The sequence below is a fragment of the Klebsiella sp. w6 genome, from assembly GCF_033100215.1.
In the GTDB taxonomy this organism is placed as follows: Bacteria; Pseudomonadota; Gammaproteobacteria; order Enterobacterales; family Enterobacteriaceae; genus Klebsiella; species Klebsiella variicola.
The window spans coordinates 4585950-4603178 of record NZ_CP136907.1 but is presented as its reverse complement, the minus strand read 5'-3'; the positions used below and the strand labels follow the sequence as shown (position 1 = coordinate 4603178).

The window sequence follows — 17229 nt, the reverse complement described above, 5'->3', positions numbered from 1 at the left end:
GGGGAGAAGGGATAAACACAAAAAAAACGGCAACTTTCGTTGCCGTTTTGCGTTTTATTTGGCGTCATCCGGGAGCGCATAGGCGACGATGTAATCGCCCATTTTGGTACCGAACGAGCCGTGACCGCCGGCAGAGATGACAACATACTGTTTGCCATTCACTTCGTAGGTCATTGGGGTGGCCTGACCGCCGGCTGGCAGACGGGCTTCCCACAGCTTCTCGCCGTTGCTCATATTGTACGCGCGCAGGTAGTTATCTGCGGTCGCGCCGATGAACAGGACGTTACCGGCCGTAGAGATCGGGCCGCCAAGCATCGGCATCCCCATGGTGAACGGCAGCTTAACCGGCATCGGGAACGGCAGGCTGTCCTGCGGCGTACCGATACGTTTTTTCCATACCACTTCGTTGGTTTTCAGATCCAGCGCGGAGATATAGCCCCAGGCCGGTTGTTTGCACGGCAGACCGAACGGCGACAGGAACGGATTCAGGGTGACGCCGTACGGGACACCGTACTGTGGCTGCACGCCGGACTCGGTGCCAGAGCCTTTCGCATCTTTCGGCGGCTCCATCGGGTTGCCCGGGCCGCGTGGGATCAGTTTAGAGACGAACGGCAGCGCCATCGGGTTGGCAATAGCCACCTGACGGTTCGGATCGACGGAGATACCGCCCCATTCAAACATCCCCAGGTTACCCGGGAAGACGAGAGTGCCCTGCTCAGATGGCGGGGTGAAGATACCTTCATAGCGCATCTGGTGGAAGATCACGCGACACACCAGCTGGTCGAACATAGTGGCGCCCCACATGTCCGCCCCGGTCAGATCTTTCTTCGGACGGAAGCTCAGATCGGAGAACGGCTGGGTTTTGGCGACGTAATCCCCTTTGGCAGCGCCCTGCGGAACCGGTTTTTCCGGGGCCGGGACCACCAGCTCGCCATTACGGCGATCCAGTACGAAGATGTTGCCGGTTTTCGCCGGGGCATAGACGACCGGTACGGTTTTACCATTAACCTCAATGTCAGCCAGCGTCGGCTGGGAGGGCATATCCATATCCCACAGATCGTGGTGGACGGTCTGGTAGCTCCAGGCCAGCTTACCGGTGGTGGCGTTCAGCGCCACAATCGAGCTGGCGTAACGCTCTTGCTCCGGCGTGCGGTTGCCGCCCCAGATATCCGGGGTGGTCACGCCCATCGGCAGATAGACCAGATCCAGCTTAGCGTCGTAGGCGGCAGGCGCCCAGGAGTTCGGTGAGTTGAGCGTGAAGTGATGTTCATCGCTCGGGATGGCGTTCGGATCTTTCGCACCCGGATCGAAGGCCCACAAGAGTTTACCGGTATTCACATCAAAGCCGCGGATGACGCCAGACGGCTCGCGGGTTGAGAAGTTATCGGTGACCGCGCCGGCTATCACGATGGTTTTATCGGTGATAATCGGCGGAGAAGTGGGTTCATACATACCCGGCGTGGTGACCGGCATGTTGGTCTGCAGGTTGAGAATACCTTTATTGGCAAAGGTTTCGCACAGCTTACCGTTGTCGGCGTTCACCGCGAACAGGCGGCCATCGTTCACCGGCAGGATAATACGGCGCGGACAGTCGGCGACGACGTCGGCAGGAGCGTTATCCGCTTTGGCTTCGTGATAAGAGACGCCGCGGCAGGTGACGTGCTGGAACGACGGATCGGCGTTCAGCTGCGGGTCAAAATGCCACTTCTCTTTACCGGTGGCCGCGTCCAGCGCGAACAGACGCTGGTGGGCGGTACACAGGAAGAGCGTGTCGCCGACTTTAATCGGCGTCACTTCGTTGGTGATTTCACCCGGGTCGTTCGGTTGCTTCAGGTCGCCGGTGCGGAATACCCAGGCTTCCTTCAGGTTCTTCACGTTGTCGGCGTTAATCTGCTTCAGCGGAGAGAAGCGCTGGCCTTCCTGGTTGCGGCCATAGGCCGGCCAGTCGCCGTCGGCAACGTTGGAGATCGGCGCGGCCGGGGTGGCGTCGGCGCTCAGGGTGCCGTTGACTTCCTGCGGGTCGTTAAAACCAGCCCAGGTCAGCATGCCGCCGCTGATCAGCAGGGCCACGACCAGCGCGCCTACGGCGCCAGCGGAAGGCACGGACAGACGACGCCAGACAAAGGGCAGGATCAGCCAGATGCCAAAGAAGACGAGGATGTCGCTACGCGGCGTCAGCGCCCAGAAGTCGAAGCCGACTTCCCAGACGCCCCAGATCATCGTCGCCAGCAGCAGCGCAGCGTACAGCCACAGCGCAGCGCGTTTGCCGCGCAGCAGCATCACGGTCACGCCCAGCATCACCAGACCGGCGATAGGGTAGTACCAGGAGCCGCCAAGCACGACCAGCCATGCTCCGCCGATTAAAAGATAGAGGCCGCAGAACGCTGCAAATAGCGCAGTCAGCGTCACCAGGAGCCTTGATTGTTGAGACTTTGTTTCAGCCATAGAAAGTTACTCATGTGTTTGTTAATTTTTTAACTGCAATTAATTATAGGTTTTAACAAGTGTGATCGGAATCACAAATATGGCTTTATTAATCCCTGCACCGAAGATTTCTTTTTGCTGGTATACTGGATGGCTTGCCGGTCATCGTCGGGGCGAAAGCAGCGGCTTTGATGATTTATATTTAGAATCAAATGGTTAGTCTTATGAAACATACTGTAGAAGTGATGATCCCGGAATCCGAGATCAAAGCGCGCATCGCGGAACTGGGTCGTCAAATCAACGAACATTATCAGGACAGCGGCAGCGAAATGGTGCTGGTGGGGCTGCTTCGCGGCTCATTTATGTTCATGGCCGACCTGTGCCGTGAAGTGCAGGTGCCGCATGAAGTCGATTTTATGACCGCCTCCAGCTACGGCAGCGGCATGTCCACCACCCGTGATGTGAAAATCCTCAAAGATCTGGATGAAGACATCCGTGGTAAAGATGTACTGATCGTGGAAGACATCATCGATTCCGGCAATACCCTGTCTAAAGTGCGTGAGATCCTCAGCCTGCGCGAGCCGAAATCGCTGGCCATTTGTACGCTGCTGGATAAACCAAGCCGTCGTGAAGTGAATGTCCCGGTTGAGTTCGTCGGTTTCGCCATTCCGGACGAGTTCGTGGTGGGCTACGGTATCGACTACGCCCAGCGCTACCGTCATCTGCCGTATATTGGCAAAGTTACCCTGCTGGACGAGTAAGAGATATCCCCCCAGGACAGCGCGCGCTGCGCTCTCCAGGGGGGCTAAGCCTGAAGGCTATTTGTGGTTGATGTGCTTGATCTTGAGGTTGGAGATGCCGTGGCGATAGCGCTGTTCGAGGGTTTCCCGGCTCACGGCGGTGACATCCAGATCGCGCAGCAGCCCGTCGTGAATGCCATATGCCCAGCCGTGGATGGTGACCTTCTGTCCGCGCTTCCACGCCGATTGCATAATCGTCGAATGTCCCAGGTTGTACACCTGCTCCATCACGTTGAGTTCGCAAAGGGTATCCAGACGGCGCTCCTCAGGCATTTCACCCAGCAGTGAGCTGTGCTTGAACCAGATATCGCGGATATGCAGGAGCCAGTTGTCGATAAGCCCCAGCTCCGGGTTTTCCACCGCCGCCTGCACGCCGCCGCAGCCGTAGTGGCCACAAATAATAATGTGCTCGACTTCGAGGACATCGACGGCATACTGCACCACCGACAGGCAGTTCAGGTCGGTGTGGATCACCAGGTTAGCGACGTTACGATGGACAAACAGTTCGCCAGGTTCCAGGCCGGTAAGTCGCTCAGCGGGAACGCGGCTGTCAGAGCAGCCAATCCAAAGGAAGCGCGGTTTCTGCGTCTGCGACAGTTTCTCAAAAAAGCCGGGGTCCTCTTCCACCAGCATTTTTGACCATAGTGCATTATTGCTGATGAGTGTATCTATATCATTCATGGACGTTATCGGCCTGTAACCAAGTAAGTGCGTTGCGCTAATATAGGGTAAGCTCACCTTTTTTAAAACCATCTTAACCCGTGATACGTCAGGCTACCGATGCGTTGGCGGCGCCAGCGCCAGTAGAACGCAAACGTGAGTCAGGCGGGTTAATGACGTGTCACGACACGAGAAGAGATATTTAATGACCATTGCTCTGGAATTAAAACAGCTCAAAAAAACCTACCCCGGCGGGGTTCAGGCGCTGCGGGGAATCGACCTGCAGGTCGAGGCGGGGGATTTCTATGCCCTGCTGGGGCCGAACGGGGCCGGAAAATCCACGACTATCGGCATCATCAGTTCGCTGGTGAATAAAACCTCCGGTCAGGTCAATGTCTTTGGCTACGATCTGGAAAAAGACGTCGTCAATGCCAAGCGTCAGCTTGGCCTGGTGCCGCAGGAATTTAACTTCAACCCGTTCGAGACCGTGCAGCAGATTGTCGTTAACCAGGCGGGCTACTACGGCGTGGAACGCAAAGAAGCTGTCGCCCGCAGCGAAAAATACCTAAAACAGCTCGATCTGTGGGAAAAACGCAACGAACGCGCGCGGATGCTCTCCGGCGGGATGAAGCGTCGCCTGATGATCGCCCGCGCGCTAATGCATGAGCCGAAGCTGCTGATCCTCGACGAACCGACCGCTGGCGTCGATATTGAACTGCGTCGCTCAATGTGGGGCTTTCTTAAGGATCTGAACGATCGCGGAACCACCATTATCCTGACCACCCACTATCTCGAAGAGGCCGAAATGCTATGCCGCAACATCGGCATCATCCAGCACGGCGCGCTGGTGGAAAACACCTCGATGAAAGCGCTGCTTTCGAAGCTGAAGTCAGAGACCTTTATTCTTGACCTCGCGCCAAAAAGCCCGGTACCGAAGCTCGAAGGCTACCAGTATCAACTGGTCGATACCTCGACGCTGGAAGTCGAGGTTCTGCGCGAGCAGGGGATTAACAGCGTCTTTGCCCAACTGAGCGCCCAGGGGGTGCAGGTACTGAGTATGCGTAACAAAGCTAACCGTCTGGAAGAGCTGTTTGTCACGCTGGTGCATGAGCGAAAAGGAGAGTCAGCATGATGCAGCTTTATTGGGTCGCGCTGAAAAGCATCTGGACCAAAGAGATCCACCGTTTTATGCGCATCTGGATCCAGACGCTGGTGCCGCCGGTGATCACCATGACCCTGTACTTCGTGATTTTCGGCAACCTGATCGGGTCGCGCATCGGCGAGATGCACGGCTTTACCTATATGCAGTTTATCGTGCCGGGCCTGATCATGATGGCGGTGATCACCAACGCTTATGCCAATGTCGCCTCGTCGTTCTTCAGCGCCAAGTTTCAGCGCAATATTGAAGAGCTGCTGGTGGCGCCGGTGCCGACGCATGTGATCATCGCTGGCTACGTTGGCGGCGGCGTGGCGCGCGGACTGTGCGTGGGGATCCTGGTGACGGCGGTATCACTGTTCTTTGTGCCGTTCCAGGTTCACTCCTGGCTGTTTGTCGCCCTGACGCTGATCCTCACCGCGGTGCTGTTCTCGCTGGCGGGCCTGTTGAACGCGGTGTTTGCCAAGACCTTTGACGACATTAGCCTGATCCCGACCTTTGTGCTGACGCCGCTGACCTACCTCGGCGGGGTGTTCTACTCGCTGACCCTACTGCCGCCGTTCTGGCAGGGGCTGTCGCATCTGAATCCCATCGTCTACATGATCAGCGGTTTCCGCTTCGGCTTCCTGGGTATCAACGATGTGCCGCTGGTGACCACCTTTGCGGTGCTGGTGGTCTTCATCGTCGCCTTCTATCTGCTTTGCTGGTCGTTAATCCAGCGCGGCCGCGGCCTGCGCAGCTGATGTTCATCACGGTTAGCGCTTCCTGATGCCAATACGCGAAGCGCTAACCGCTTATCTTTGACCGCCATCACCGATACGTCATCCTCCCCTTGCTACATTGTTGGCTGGCTAAGGAGGGAAGCATGCTTGGTTGGGTCATTACCTGCCACGATGAGCTGGCGCAGGAGATGCTGGATCGTCTTGAACGAAAATTTGGTCCGCTGGCCCAGTGCCGGGCGGTCAATTACTGGCGCAATCTCAGCAGTAATATGTTGAGCCGGATGATGTGCGATGCGCTGCATGCCACCGACTCCGGGGACGGGGTCATTTTCCTGACCGACAGAACCGGCGCGGCGCCTTATCGGGCCGCGGCGCTGATGAGCCACAAACATACCCACTGCGAAGTGATCTCCGGCGTCAGCTATTCATTACTTGAGCGAATGTATCTGCTGCGGAACACGTTAAGCAGCGAGGCGTTTCGCCAGGCCATCGTCAGCGCGGGCGGGCCGATGGTGAGCAGCCTGTGGCATCAGCAGCAGAAGAATCCCCCGTTCCGCTTGCGCCATGATACCTTCGGAAATTAAACAGCGTGACAGATGCTGCTTTTGTTACAATAACTGCCGTTGATGGTTTACCGGTTCGATGCGCATGCTTGCCCGATTTTTTACGCTGCTTCTTTTACTGACCTCGCTCAGCGCTTCCGCCAGTCTGCTTAGCCAGCAGGGCAAGCCTGTACACTATATGCAGACCACCGAAGATGCGGTCATCTGGGCGCAGGTGGGGAATCATGTGGTCAGCGTCGGCAATGTGCGTGCCGGGCAGATCCTCGCGGTCGTCCCGACGGCGGCTGACTATTATGAATTTCGCTTCGGCTTCGGCACCGGGTTTATTGATAAAGGCCACCTCGAGCCGGTACAGGGTAAGCAGCGAGTGGAGGACCGACTGGGGGATCTCAATAAACCGTTGAGTAACCAGAATTTGCTCACCTGGAAAGATACGCCGCTCTACAACACACCCGCCGTGAGCAGCGTGCCGTTTGGTACGCTGGCCACTAACCTGCGCTATCCGATCCTCAGCAAGCTAAAAGACCGGCTCAATCAGACCTGGTTTCAGATCCGCATTGGCGACCGGCTGGCGTGGGTCAGCAGTCTGGATGCACAGGAAGATAATGGTATTCCCGTACTGACCTATCATCACATTCTGCGCGACGAAGAGAACACCCGTTTCCGCCATACCTCGACCACGACCTCGGTACGCGCCTTCAACAACCAGATGACCTGGCTGCGCGATCAGGGCTATACCACGCTGACCCTGTATCAGCTGGAAGGCTATGTGCGTAATAAAATCAACCTTCCGGCGCGGGCAGTGGTCATCACCTTCGATGACGGCCTGAAATCGGTAAACCGTTACGCCTATCCGGTACTAAAGCAGTACGGTTTTCATGCCACCGCGTTTATTATCTCCTCGCGTATTAAGCGCCATCCGCAGAAATGGGATCCGAAATCGCTGCAGTTCATGAGTATTTCTGAGCTCCGGCAGATCCAGGATGTTTTTGATATTCAGTCGCATACCCACTTCCTGCATCGGGTTGACGCCGGCCGCCGGCCGATTTTATTCAGCCGCAATTACCATAATATTCTGTTTGATTTCGCCCGCTCGCGCCGGGCGCTCAGCCAGTTTAATCCACATGTTCTCTACCTTTCCTATCCCTTCGGCGGCTATAACGCCACGGCGGTGCAGGCGGCGAATGACGCCGGGTTTCATATGGCGGTGACAACGGTGCGTGGGAAGGTGAAGCCGGGTGACAATCCGTTTCTGTTAAAGCGGTTATATATCTTACGCACGGATTCGCTGGAGACGATGTCGCGGCTGATCAGTAACCAGCCGCAGGGGTAATACCGGCGCTGCGCCTGAGCGCAGCGCCGCGGTCATCAGGCGACCTGCACCGGAATGGCTTTCGCCTGGCGCTTCATTTCATTGTCGCCTTCGAAGTAGGCGATGTTGGGCTGCCAGGTGCGCGCCTCTTCGTCCGACATGGTGACGAAGCTGGCGATGATCAGGATATCGCCGACGCTGGCGCAGTGCGCGGCGGCGCCGTTGACGGAGATGATTCTGGAACCCCGTTCGGCGGCAATCGCATAGGTGGAGAAACGATTGCCGTTGGTGACGTTCCAGAGGTGAATGGTTTCATTCTCCAGAATACCGGCCGCATCCAGGAAATCCTGGTCAATGGCGCATGAACCTTCATAGTGCAGGTCAGCCTGCGTGACTTTTACGCGGTGGAGCTTGCCCTGCAGCATATTACGCATCATAACTTCTACCCTTCAACCTTAATGTAGCAGAGCGGACAGGTCGTCCGCCCTGAGAAAAGCCCGGGCAAGTATTGCCCGATTTTTACCCGCTGTCTACTGACCGAGCGTGACGATCTGGTTGTCGATCAGGCGGGCCTGACCCAGCCAGGCGGCCATCAGGATCACCGCGCGCTGGCTGGCATCCGTCAGCTCAAGCAGGGTGTCGGCATCGCGGATCTGAATGTCGTCGGCGCGGAAGCCTTTTTCATTTAGCTCCTGTTCAGCGATAGCGATGATCTCATCGAGCTGGCGATCGCCGGCGGCCAGTTTTTCCGCCACCGCGCTCAGCACTTTGTAGAGGCCGGGAGCGATTTTGCGCTGGTCGGCGGTCAGGTAGCCGTTACGCGAGCTCAGCGCCAGGCCATCTTTCGCGCGGACGATCGGCACGCCGATAATCTCGATATCGTAGCCCATGTCGGCGACCATCTTGCGGATCAGCGCCAGCTGCTGAAAGTCTTTCTCGCCGAAGCAGGCGACGTCCGGCTGAACCAGATTGAACAGCTTACTGACGATGGTCGACACGCCGCGGAAGTGGCCCGGGCGGCTGGCGCCTTCCAGCATAGTGGACAGGCCGGGGACGTCGACGTAGGTCTGGCCTTCGGTGCCCTGGGGATAAACTTCCGCCGGCGTCGGCGCGAAGACAAAGTCGACATGGCGCTTGTTCAGCTTTTCGCAATCATCCTGCAGGGTACGCGGATAGCGCGCCAGGTCGTCGGCGCGGTCAAACTGCATCGGATTGACGAAAATACTGACCACCACCACGTCCGCGCTGGCTTTAGCCTCATCAACCAGCTTCATATGACCATCATGCAGGTTGCCCATCGTCGGAACCAGCGCGATACGCTTACCTTCCTGACGCAGACGGCGGATATGCTGACGCAGCAGCAGCACGGATTCAATAATCAGCACAACAAGACTCCTTAATGGAAACTGTGTTCTTCGCCCGGATAGACCCCGGATTCAACTTCGGCAATATACTGCCGTACCGCGGCGCGGATGTCGCCCGCTTCGGCAAGGAAATTCTTGGCGAATTTAGGGATGTGGCCGCCGGTGATCCCGAATGCGTCATGCATCACCAGGATCTGCCCGTCGGTGACGTTGCCCGCGCCGATGCCGATCACTGGAATGGTCAGGGCGTCGGTAATGCGTTTCGCCAGTTCTACCGGGACGCACTCCAGCACCAGCAGCTGCGCGCCAGCCGCTTCCAGCGCTAATGCGTCGTCAAACAGGGTCTGCGCTGCATCGCCGCGCCCCTGCACTTTATACCCGCCGAATACGTTTACCGACTGCGGCGTGAGGCCGAGGTGGCCGCAAACCGGCACCGCGCGTTCCGCCAGCATCTTCACGGTATCGGCCAGCCAGGCGCCGCCTTCGAGTTTGACCATATTGGCGCCAGCGCGCATCACGATGGCCGCATTTTCGAAGGTCTGTTCGGGGGTGGCGTAGGCCATGAACGGCAGGTCGGCAAGCAGCAGGCTGTTCGGCGCACCGCGGCGGACGGCGCGGGTGTGATAGGCGATATCTTCCACGGTGACCGGCAGGGTGGAGTCGTGACCCTGTACCGTCATTCCCAGGGAATCGCCCACCAGCAGCACATTAATGCCTTCATCGGCGAACAGCTTCGCGAAGCTATGGTCGTAGGCGGTAATGGTGGCAAAGCGCTTCTTTTCCTGTTTGCATTTCTGCAGCAGGGCAATGGTGGTCGGTTTCATAACATTTCCTGATGATGAAAGTCATATTAACCGGCATTCTAACAGCAGCATTCAGAGGGGCAATGATTTTGGGCAACCGATTACGACGATCGCCGCAAATGCTAAAAAAGGAGAGGGGATTACCAGCTCGCGGGTTTTTCCGCGCCCAGATCATCCAGCACGGCGCGCAGCGCAGGGCCGTCAGGAAAATGGAGATCCGGAGCGATCTCGAACAGCGGCCAGAGCATAAAGCCGCGGTTTTTCATATCATAGTGCGGAACGGTCAGGCGCGGGCTATTGATGACCTCATCGCCAAACAGCATGATGTCGAGGTCGAGCGTGCGCGGTCCCCAGCGTTCAGCTTTGCGCACCCGACCCTGCTGCAGCTCGATGCGCTGAGTGTGATCGAGCAGCGCATCGGGCGCCAGGGTGGTTTCCAGCGCGACGGCGGCGTTGAGATAGTCCGGCTGATCCTGCGGGCCCAGCGGCGGCGTGCGGTAGAACGAAGAGACGTTCACCACGCGGCTGTGCGGAATATCGCCCAGCGCGCGGATGGCTGCCTGCACCTGCTCCAGCGGAGAAGCAAGGTTACTGCCAAGCGCGATATAGACCAGGGTCATGCGTTACCCTGACGCGGCGCGCGTTTGCGCGGACGACGGTGGCGACGGCGTGGCGCCGGATCGTCCCCGAGGTCGTTGAGCATGTCTTTTTGTTCCGGCGGCGCGGCGACCTGGAATTCGCCCCACCATTTGGTCAGACGCTGCAGTTCGCTGTTGTTTTCCGCCCCGGCGCGCAGCTCCAGCAGATCGTAGGCGGCACGGAATTTCGGATGCTCCATCAGTTTCCAGGCGCGTTTGCCCTGGCGACGGGACATGCGCAGCTGCAGCTGCCAGATATCACGAATAAGGGTAGTGATGCGTTTAGGGATCGCCAGCGTACGGCAGGCTTCGTCCAGGACATCGTTCATCGCCAGAGCGAAGGCGTCGTAGTACGCCAGGCCGCTCTCCTGGGCGATTTTTTGCGCCGTCTCCAGCAGCGGATACCAGAACATCACCGCGAAGAGGAAGGCCGGATTGACGCGCATGTCGTTATGAATGCGGTTATCGGTGTTCTTCAGCACCTGGCTGATGATCCGCTCCATCGGGCTGTCGCCGCGCTCGGTAAAGTAGCGGGTGATGGTCGGGAACAGCGGCTGGAACAGGTTGTATTCGCGCAGCAGCATGTAGGTCTGGTAGCCATACCCGGCCTGCAGCAGCTTAAGCACCTCTTCGAACAGGCGTGCCGGCGGCACGTCGTGGAGCAGGGTGGCCAGGCGCGGCAGTGGTTCAGCCGTTTCCGGGCTGATACGCATATCCAGCTTGGCGGCAAAGCGCACCGCGCGCAGCATGCGTACCGGATCTTCGCGATAGCGGGTTTCCGGATTGCCGATCAGGCGGATCACGCCGTCCTGCAGATCCTTCATGCCGCCGACGTAGTCGCGAACGGTAAAGTCAGCCACGCTGTAATAAAGGCTATTGATGGTGAAGTCGCGACGCTGGGCATCCTCTTCGATCGAGCCGAAGATGTTATCCCGCAGCAGCATGCCATTCTGGCCCTGCTGGGAGGTCACGCGATCGGTGGTGTGCCCTTCGTGGTGGCCGCGGAAGGTGGCCACTTCAATGATTTCCGGCCCGAACATGACGTGCGCCAGGCGGAAACGTCGCCCGACCAGACGGCAGTTGCGGAACAGCTTGCGCACCTGATCCGGTGTGGCGTTGGTGGTGACGTCAAAATCTTTCGGCTTTTTGCCAAGCAGCAGGTCGCGGACACCGCCGCCGACCAGCCAGGATTCGTAGCCTGCCTTGTTGAGGCGGTACATGACCTTGAGGGCGTTTTCACTGATATCTTTGCGGGAAATAGCATGCTGCTCACGCGGGATCACCGTCATAGGCATGGGTTCGACGGCGGCTTCTGCCTCGCGCTCCTCACGGCTTAGCACCTTACGGCAAAAATTAGCGACTCGGGTAAAAATGGTGCACCTCGTAGTGTCAGACGGACTTCAGATCAACTGTACAGTATAAAAATAGCGGCTAATCATAGCTCAGCGGGAGCCATTTGAGAATGCTCGATTTTTGCGGGCTGCCAGTTGGCGACGGCCTGACTGAGTAAATCGTCCATGCTCAGGGCTTGCCAGTCCTGGGCGATGTCCTGATTAAGAAACCGGAGCGCCCGGACAATTTCGGGGCGCGGATCGCCTTCCGGCAGCGCCGGTGCGTGGTTTTGTTTAGAGAGTTTATTCCCGTCAGCATTGAGGGCCAGCGGCAGATGGAGGTAGTCCGGCGCCTGCCAGCCAAAATGCTGATACAGTGAAATCTGCCGGACCGTCGGCTCAATCAGGTCAGCGCCGCGGACGATCTCGGTGATCCCCTGAAAGTGGTCATCAACCACCACCGCCAGATTGTAGGCAAACAGGCCGTCGCGACGGTGGATAATAAAATCCTCGCGCGCCAGCGGCTCGTTGGCGACCAGCGTGCCGCGCAGGCGATCGGTGAACTGCAGCACCGGACGGGTCTGGCGCAGGCGCAGCGCGGCGTTTTCCGCCCCCAGCCCGAGGTCGCGGCAGTGACCATCGTAGATCCCGCCTACGGCATGGATCCGCGCGCGGGTGCAGGTGCAGTAATAGCTCAGCCCTTGTTCACCCAGCCAGGCCAGCGCCTCGCGGTAAGCTTCATGTCGTTGCGACTGCCAGAGCACGTCGCCGTCCCAGTGCAGACCGTAGTGGTCAAGCTGGCGCAGAATGGTGTCGGCGGCCCCGGGGACTTCGCGCGGCGGGTCGATATCTTCAATACGAACGCGCCAGATACCCTGGTTCGCGCGGGCTTGCAGGTAGCTGCCGAGCGCGGCAATCAAAGAGCCGAAGTGGAGTTCACCGGAGGGGGAGGGAGCAAAGCGCCCAATATAGCGTGAGTCAGCCATGTTACGGACAACAGAACCAGGCGGGAGAGACTCCCGCCAGAGAGTGAGGCAGCAGGGGATTAGCCCGCCATCTGTTTTTCGCGAATTTCCGCCAGGGTTTTGCAGTCAATGCACAGATCCGCAGTCGGACGCGCTTCCAGACGGCGAATGCCGATCTCCACGCCGCAGGATTCGCAGTAGCCGAAGTCTTCATCTTCAACTTTTTTCAGCGTTTTCTCGATCTTTTTGATCAGTTTACGTTCGCGGTCGCGGTTACGCAGTTCCAGGCTGAACTCTTCTTCCTGGGCGGCACGGTCTACCGGATCCGGGAAGTTGGCAGCTTCATCCTGCATGTGCGTTACGGTGCGATCCACTTCATCCCTGAGTTGATTACGCCATGCTTCAAGAATACGCTTGAAGTGCGCCAGCTGGGCTTCGTTCATATACTCTTCGCCCGGTTTCTCTTGGTACGGCTCCACCCCAGCGATGGCGAGAATACTCAGGGACGATGTTTTACGGTTTTGCCCTTCTTGCATGTTGCTTCTCCTTAACACGCACTATCGATCCCCATGTGGGGGAAAATCAGGCCGCTATAAATAGCAGATGCTTTTCCGGATAGCAATTATCTAAACGTTACACTTGACAACCCTGTGAAGAAAAGCGTATTCGCGCTTGCGACCCGAACACTATTTAGCCACTTATTTCCCGGGGTTTAACACCACGGCAATCGGCTTATTCAGAGTCATCTTCGTCGTAGAAAGTTCCGCCTTCCAGGCGAGAATTTCCACCCCCTTGTCGCGGGCTTCTGTTAACAGCTGTGCGTATCTGGCATCAATATGATGCGCGGGAGAGAAACGGTCAATTGCCGAATGCAAAACGGCAAATAAAATCACCGCACGGTCGCCATTTGCCGCGACGGCCATCAGCTCCCGCAGGTGCTTCTGACCGCGCGTGGTTACCGCATCGGGAAAATAACCGTATTCTTTCTCCGCCAACGTAACCGATTTCACTTCAATATAGCAGTTTTGTCGGTCATCTGCCTGTAACATAATATCGATACGGCTATTCTCTTCGCCATATTTCACTTCGCTTTTCAGCTGGTTATAGCCGGAAAGCTCAGGGATTATTCCGGCGGAAATCGCCTCTTTTGCCAGCGAATTCGCGCGCAGCGTATTGACGCAAATAACCGCGCCCTGTTGCGTTTCAGTTAATTCCCAGGTGTGGGCATATTTGCGCTTCGCATTGTCAGAAGTGGAATACCAGACGGTGTCGCCCGGGGCGGCGCAACCGGTCATTGCGCCGGTATTGGGGCAGTGAAGCGTCAGCTCACGGCCATCGGGGGTAACCACGTCAGCAAGAAATCGTTTGTAACGTTTAAGCAAAATAGCGGGCTGTAACGGCGGATCAAACTGCATCAACTTTCCTTATGAAACGGATAACGTTCCAGCGCCGTGTAGCGCGTGCGCCCCCGGCCGAAGCTGGACTCATAAAGCACGAACTCGTTCACCGGAAACGACCAGTGAAAGCCGGGAGCCGGGATCGGCACCGCCTGGCGGGCATCGCGCCACAGGGTAATATGCGGATGAAACGGCTGCGGGCTCTGATAGCAGCCGCTGCGCGCCGCCTGAGCGCGCAGCATACTGGCGAGCTGCAGCAGGCCGCGCGGCGGCTGACGGGTCCCGAGCCAGACCACCCGCGAGCGCAGCCACTGTCCGGCATCGTCCAGTGTCAGGGTAAAGCCCGGCTGGCGCAGCCGGCCAGCGAGGGCGGCCAGCGCCCGCTGTTTTTCCGCGCTCACCTCGCCGAGAAACGCCAGCGTCAGATGGAGGTTATCCGCCGCGACGGGCCTGCCGGCATCCTCGGGGAAGTGGCTTGCCCGCCACTGGACGATCTGTTTCTGGACGGCAGACGGCAGTTCAAGCGCAAAAAACAGCCTTTTCGGCTCAGACATGATAGAGACTCGGTAATGAATTAGGGGGATGCTACAATGCGAGCCCCTGAATGTTAACCCCCGGAGCCTTTTGTGTCCTCATTGCCGGTTGCCGCCGTCCTCCCAGAACTGTTATCCGCCCTGCAGCACGCGCCGCAGGTTTTGCTCAACGCGCCGACCGGCGCCGGGAAATCGACCTGGCTGCCGCTGCAGATCCTCGCCGAGGGCAACATCGCGGGACGCATTATCCTGCTGGAGCCGAGGCGCCTGGCGGCGCGTAATGTCGCGCAGCGGCTGGCTGAACTGCTTGGCGAAAAGCCGGGGGAGACCGTGGGTTACCGCATGCGCGCCGAAACCTGCGTCGGGCCGCAGACCCGCCTGGAGGTGGTTACGGAGGGGATCCTGACGCGCATGATCCAGCGCGATCCGGAGCTGGCGGGCGTGGGGCTGGTGATCCTCGATGAGTTTCACGAGCGTAGCCTGCAGGCGGATCTGGCGCTGGCCTTGCTGCTCGACGTCCAGCAGGGATTGCGTGACGATCTCAAGCTGCTGATCATGTCGGCGACCCTCGATAACGATCGCCTGCAGCGTCTGCTGCCTGAGGCGCCAGTGGTGGTCTCGGAGGGACGCGCTTATCCGGTGGAGCGCCGTTTCAACCCGCTTCCCACGCACCAGCGCTTTGATGAGGCGGTGGCGGTGGCGGCAGCGGAGCTGTTGCGACACGAGCAGGGATCGATGCTGCTGTTTCTGCCCGGCGTCGGTGAGATCCAGCGCGTTCAGGAACAGCTGACGGAGCGCGTGGCGGAGGATGTCATCCTCTGCCCGCTGTACGGCGCGCTGCCCCTAAGCGAGCAGCGCAAAGCGATCCTCCCGGCGCCGGCCGGGAAGCGCAAAGTGGTGCTGGCCACCAATATCGCCGAGACCAGTCTGACCATCGAGGGGATCCGCCTGGTGGTCGACAGCGCCCAGGAGCGGGTCGCCCGCTTTGACCCGCGCACCGGCCTGACCCGGCTGGTGACGCAGCGCATCAGCCAGGCATCGATGACGCAGCGTGCCGGACGCGCCGGTCGTCTCTCTCCGGGGATCTGCCTGCATTTGCTCGGCAAAGAACAGGCGGAACGGGCGGCGGCGCAGAGCGAACCGGAGATCCTGCACAGCGATCTGTCGGCGCTACTGCTGGAGCTGCTGCAGTGGGGCTGCCACGATCCGGCCGCGCTGGCCTGGCTGGATCAGCCGCCCGCGGTGAACCTGGCCGCCGCGCGCCGCCTGCTGGCGGCGCTCTCGGCGCTGGACGGCGAGCGGCTGTCGGCGTTTGGCCGCAAAATGGCGACCCTCGGCAACGAGCCCCGGCTGGCGGCGATGCTGGCCGCCGCGCAGACCGATGACGAGGCGGCGACGGCGGCCAGGCTGGCGGCGATCCTTGAGGAGCCTCCGCGCGGCGGGCTGGTGGATTTGGGCGCCGTCTTTTCCCGTCAGCAGACCAACTGGCAGCAGCGGGCGCAGCAGCTGATGAAGCGTCTGGCCCGCCGCGGCGGCCAGCCCGATGCCGAAGGAATGGCGGGGTTGCTGGCGTCGGCCTTCGCCGATCGCATCGCCCGACGCCGCGGTCAGGAGGGGCGCTACCAGCTGGCGAACGGCATGGGCGCGATGCTGGACGCCGACGACGCGCTGGGCCGCCATGAGTGGCTGATCGCTCCGCTGCTGCTGCAGGGCAGCGCCTCGCCGGATGCCCGCATGCTGTTGGCTCTGCCAGTGGATATCGGCGAGCTGATCGCCGCCCGTCCCGAGCTGGCGCAGCGTTCCGACACGGTGGAGTGGGATGAAGCGCAGGGGACGCTGAAAGCCTGGCGGCGGACGGTGATAGGCCAGCTGGTGATCAAGACCCAGCCGCTGGCGAAGCCCTCTGAGGCGGAGCTGCATCAGGCGATGCTCAACGGTATTCGTGAGAAAGGCCTCGGTGTGCTCAACTGGACGCCAGAGGCTGAGCAGCTGCGACTGCGGCTGCAGTGTGCGGCGCAGTGGTTGCCGGAAGAGGCGTGGCCCGCGGTGGATGACGCTTCGCTATTGGCCTCGCTGGAGGCATGGCTGCTGCCGCAGATGAACGGCGTTCACTCGCTGCGGGCGCTGAAGGCACTGGATCTGCGTCAGGCGCTACAGGACTGGCTGCCGTGGCCGCTGCGCCAGAAGCTGGATCGCGAGCTGCCGACGCACTATACCGTGCCGACCGGCAGCCGTCTGGCGATCCGTTACCATGCGGAGAACCCGCCAGCGCTGGCGGTACGTATGCAGGAGATGTTCGGCGAGGCCACGACGCCGGTTATCGCCGAGGGGCGGGTGCCGCTGGTGCTGGAGCTGCTGTCGCCCGCCCAGCGTCCGCTGCAGATCACCCGCGATCTGAGCGCCTTCTGGCAGGGAAGCTACCGCGAGGTGCAAAAAGAGATGAAGGGACGCTACCCGAAACACGTCTGGCCGGACGATCCGGCCAACACCGCCCCGACCCGGCGCAGCAAAAAATATTCGTAGTCGTCTGGCCGGGCGGTATCCTGCCCGGCCAGGCGGGC

Annotated in this window: 18 protein-coding genes; 7 read left to right on the top strand and 11 right to left on the bottom strand. The window is 59.4% G+C overall.

Annotated features, from left to right (window positions below):
* Positions 1-54 precede the first annotated feature (54 nt).
* A complete protein-coding gene (locus R0140_RS22595; RefSeq protein WP_032732524.1) occupies positions 55-2445 on the bottom strand; it encodes a glucose/quinate/shikimate family membrane-bound PQQ-dependent dehydrogenase in 2391 nt (796 codons plus the stop codon).
* Positions 2446-2524: 79 nt separating this feature from the next.
* On the opposite strand from R0140_RS22595, the gene R0140_RS22590 reads away from it, so the two are divergent.
* On the top strand, positions 2525-2644 hold the full coding sequence (locus tag R0140_RS22590) for a hypothetical protein (protein ID WP_012542835.1): 120 nt from the start codon (positions 2525-2527) through the stop codon (positions 2642-2644).
* A 4-nt stretch (positions 2645-2648) separates the two neighbouring features.
* Positions 2649-3185, top strand: coding sequence for a hypoxanthine phosphoribosyltransferase (gene hpt / locus R0140_RS22585; RefSeq protein WP_004204384.1), 537 nt, complete (start codon positions 2649-2651; stop codon positions 3183-3185).
* A gap of 57 nt (positions 3186-3242) precedes the next feature.
* Here the strand turns inward: hpt and can are convergent, their stop codons facing one another.
* On the bottom strand, positions 3243-3905 hold the full coding sequence (gene can / locus R0140_RS22580; RefSeq protein ID WP_004204385.1) for a carbonate dehydratase: 663 nt from the start codon (positions 3903-3905) through the stop codon (positions 3243-3245).
* Between the two features lie 184 nt (positions 3906-4089).
* Here can and R0140_RS22575 point away from each other — a divergent pair, with 184 nt between their 5' ends.
* The 4 genes from R0140_RS22575 to R0140_RS22560 all read left to right on the top strand — a co-directional run bounded on the left by R0140_RS22575 (position 4090) and on the right by R0140_RS22560 (position 7658).
* Complete coding sequence (locus R0140_RS22575; RefSeq protein ID WP_008807399.1) at positions 4090-5016, top strand: ABC transporter ATP-binding protein; 927 nt, start codon at positions 4090-4092, stop codon at positions 5014-5016.
* Positions 5013-5783, top strand: coding sequence for an ABC transporter permease (locus R0140_RS22570; RefSeq protein ID WP_008807398.1), 771 nt, complete (start codon positions 5013-5015; stop codon positions 5781-5783). The genes R0140_RS22575 and R0140_RS22570 overlap by 4 nt, the downstream gene beginning before the upstream one ends.
* 122 nt (positions 5784-5905) lie before the next feature.
* Positions 5906-6346 carry a PTS sugar transporter subunit IIA gene (locus R0140_RS22565; protein WP_008807397.1) on the top strand — a complete coding sequence of 147 codons (441 nt, stop codon included), beginning with the start codon at positions 5906-5908 and terminating at the stop codon, positions 6344-6346.
* 58 nt (positions 6347-6404) lie between these two features.
* Positions 6405-7658, top strand: coding sequence for a polysaccharide deacetylase family protein (locus R0140_RS22560; protein WP_008807396.1), 1254 nt, complete (start codon positions 6405-6407; stop codon positions 7656-7658).
* A gap of 35 nt (positions 7659-7693) precedes the next feature.
* On the opposite strand, the gene panD is transcribed toward R0140_RS22560, so the two are convergent.
* From panD to thpR, 9 genes are all read right to left on the bottom strand, one after another.
* Complete coding sequence (panD, locus tag R0140_RS22555; protein ID WP_008807395.1) at positions 7694-8074, bottom strand: aspartate 1-decarboxylase; 381 nt, start codon at positions 8072-8074, stop codon at positions 7694-7696.
* A gap of 93 nt (positions 8075-8167) precedes the next feature.
* The gene (gene panC / locus R0140_RS22550) at positions 8168-9022 is read right to left on the bottom strand and encodes a pantoate--beta-alanine ligase (protein WP_008807394.1); all 855 of its coding nucleotides are present in this window, start codon (positions 9020-9022) and stop codon (positions 8168-8170) included.
* A gap of 11 nt (positions 9023-9033) precedes the next feature.
* On the bottom strand, positions 9034-9825 hold the full coding sequence (gene panB, locus R0140_RS22545) for a 3-methyl-2-oxobutanoate hydroxymethyltransferase (protein ID WP_012542832.1): 792 nt from the start codon (positions 9823-9825) through the stop codon (positions 9034-9036).
* A gap of 119 nt (positions 9826-9944) precedes the next feature.
* The gene (gene folK / locus R0140_RS22540) at positions 9945-10424 is read right to left on the bottom strand and encodes a 2-amino-4-hydroxy-6-hydroxymethyldihydropteridine diphosphokinase (protein ID WP_012542831.1); all 480 of its coding nucleotides are present in this window, start codon (positions 10422-10424) and stop codon (positions 9945-9947) included.
* Positions 10421-11815 carry a polynucleotide adenylyltransferase PcnB gene (pcnB, locus tag R0140_RS22535; RefSeq protein WP_071582539.1) on the bottom strand — a complete coding sequence of 465 codons (1395 nt, stop codon included), beginning with the start codon at positions 11813-11815 and terminating at the stop codon, positions 10421-10423. Before pcnB ends, folK begins: the two co-directional genes overlap by 4 nt.
* Positions 11816-11877: 62 nt before the next feature.
* Positions 11878-12759, bottom strand: coding sequence for a tRNA glutamyl-Q(34) synthetase GluQRS (gene gluQRS / locus R0140_RS22530; RefSeq protein WP_317703904.1), 882 nt, complete (start codon positions 12757-12759; stop codon positions 11878-11880).
* A 59-nt stretch (positions 12760-12818) separates the two neighbouring features.
* Positions 12819-13274 carry an RNA polymerase-binding protein DksA gene (gene dksA / locus R0140_RS22525; protein WP_007749299.1) on the bottom strand — a complete coding sequence of 152 codons (456 nt, stop codon included), beginning with the start codon at positions 13272-13274 and terminating at the stop codon, positions 12819-12821.
* A gap of 162 nt (positions 13275-13436) precedes the next feature.
* Positions 13437-14153, bottom strand: a complete 717-nt coding sequence (gene sfsA, locus R0140_RS22520) for a DNA/RNA nuclease SfsA (protein WP_008807388.1) — start codon at positions 14151-14153, stop codon at positions 13437-13439.
* Entirely contained in the window at positions 14153-14689 is a 537-nt protein-coding gene (gene thpR, locus R0140_RS22515) for an RNA 2',3'-cyclic phosphodiesterase (RefSeq protein ID WP_008807387.1), read from the bottom strand. Before thpR ends, sfsA begins: the two co-directional genes overlap by 1 nt.
* A gap of 72 nt (positions 14690-14761) precedes the next feature.
* On the opposite strand from thpR, the gene hrpB reads away from it, so the two are divergent.
* A complete protein-coding gene (gene hrpB, locus R0140_RS22510; RefSeq protein ID WP_032740432.1) occupies positions 14762-17191 on the top strand; it encodes an ATP-dependent helicase HrpB in 2430 nt (809 codons plus the stop codon).
* The last annotated feature ends 38 nt before the right edge of the window (positions 17192-17229 follow it).

Bases quoted from the DNA above. Each gene is read 5' to 3' on its own strand.
- folK (WP_012542831.1), bottom strand. From the start codon at position 10,424: ATGACCCTGGTCTATATCGCGCTTGGCAGTAACCTTGCTTCTCCGCTG.
- hpt (WP_004204384.1), top strand. From the start codon at position 2,649: ATGAAACATACTGTAGAAGTGATGATCCCGGAATCCGAGATCAAAGCG.
- R0140_RS22565 (WP_008807397.1), top strand. From the start codon at position 5,906: ATGCTTGGTTGGGTCATTACCTGCCACGATGAGCTGGCGCAGGAGATG.
- R0140_RS22590 (WP_012542835.1), top strand. From the start codon at position 2,525: ATGGCTTTATTAATCCCTGCACCGAAGATTTCTTTTTGCTGGTATACT.
- R0140_RS22575 (WP_008807399.1), top strand. From the start codon at position 4,090: ATGACCATTGCTCTGGAATTAAAACAGCTCAAAAAAACCTACCCCGGC.
- R0140_RS22595 (WP_032732524.1), bottom strand. From the start codon at position 2,445: ATGGCTGAAACAAAGTCTCAACAATCAAGGCTCCTGGTGACGCTGACT.
- thpR (WP_008807387.1), bottom strand. From the start codon at position 14,689: ATGTCTGAGCCGAAAAGGCTGTTTTTTGCGCTTGAACTGCCGTCTGCC.
- dksA (WP_007749299.1), bottom strand. From the start codon at position 13,274: ATGCAAGAAGGGCAAAACCGTAAAACATCGTCCCTGAGTATTCTCGCC.
- panB (WP_012542832.1), bottom strand. From the start codon at position 9,825: ATGAAACCGACCACCATTGCCCTGCTGCAGAAATGCAAACAGGAAAAG.
- R0140_RS22560 (WP_008807396.1), top strand. From the start codon at position 6,405: ATGCGCATGCTTGCCCGATTTTTTACGCTGCTTCTTTTACTGACCTCG.
- R0140_RS22570 (WP_008807398.1), top strand. From the start codon at position 5,013: ATGATGCAGCTTTATTGGGTCGCGCTGAAAAGCATCTGGACCAAAGAG.
- panD (WP_008807395.1), bottom strand. From the start codon at position 8,074: ATGATGCGTAATATGCTGCAGGGCAAGCTCCACCGCGTAAAAGTCACG.
- can (WP_004204385.1), bottom strand. From the start codon at position 3,905: ATGAATGATATAGATACACTCATCAGCAATAATGCACTATGGTCAAAA.
- sfsA (WP_008807388.1), bottom strand. From the start codon at position 14,153: ATGCAGTTTGATCCGCCGTTACAGCCCGCTATTTTGCTTAAACGTTAC.
- gluQRS (WP_317703904.1), bottom strand. From the start codon at position 12,759: ATGGCTGACTCACGCTATATTGGGCGCTTTGCTCCCTCCCCCTCCGGT.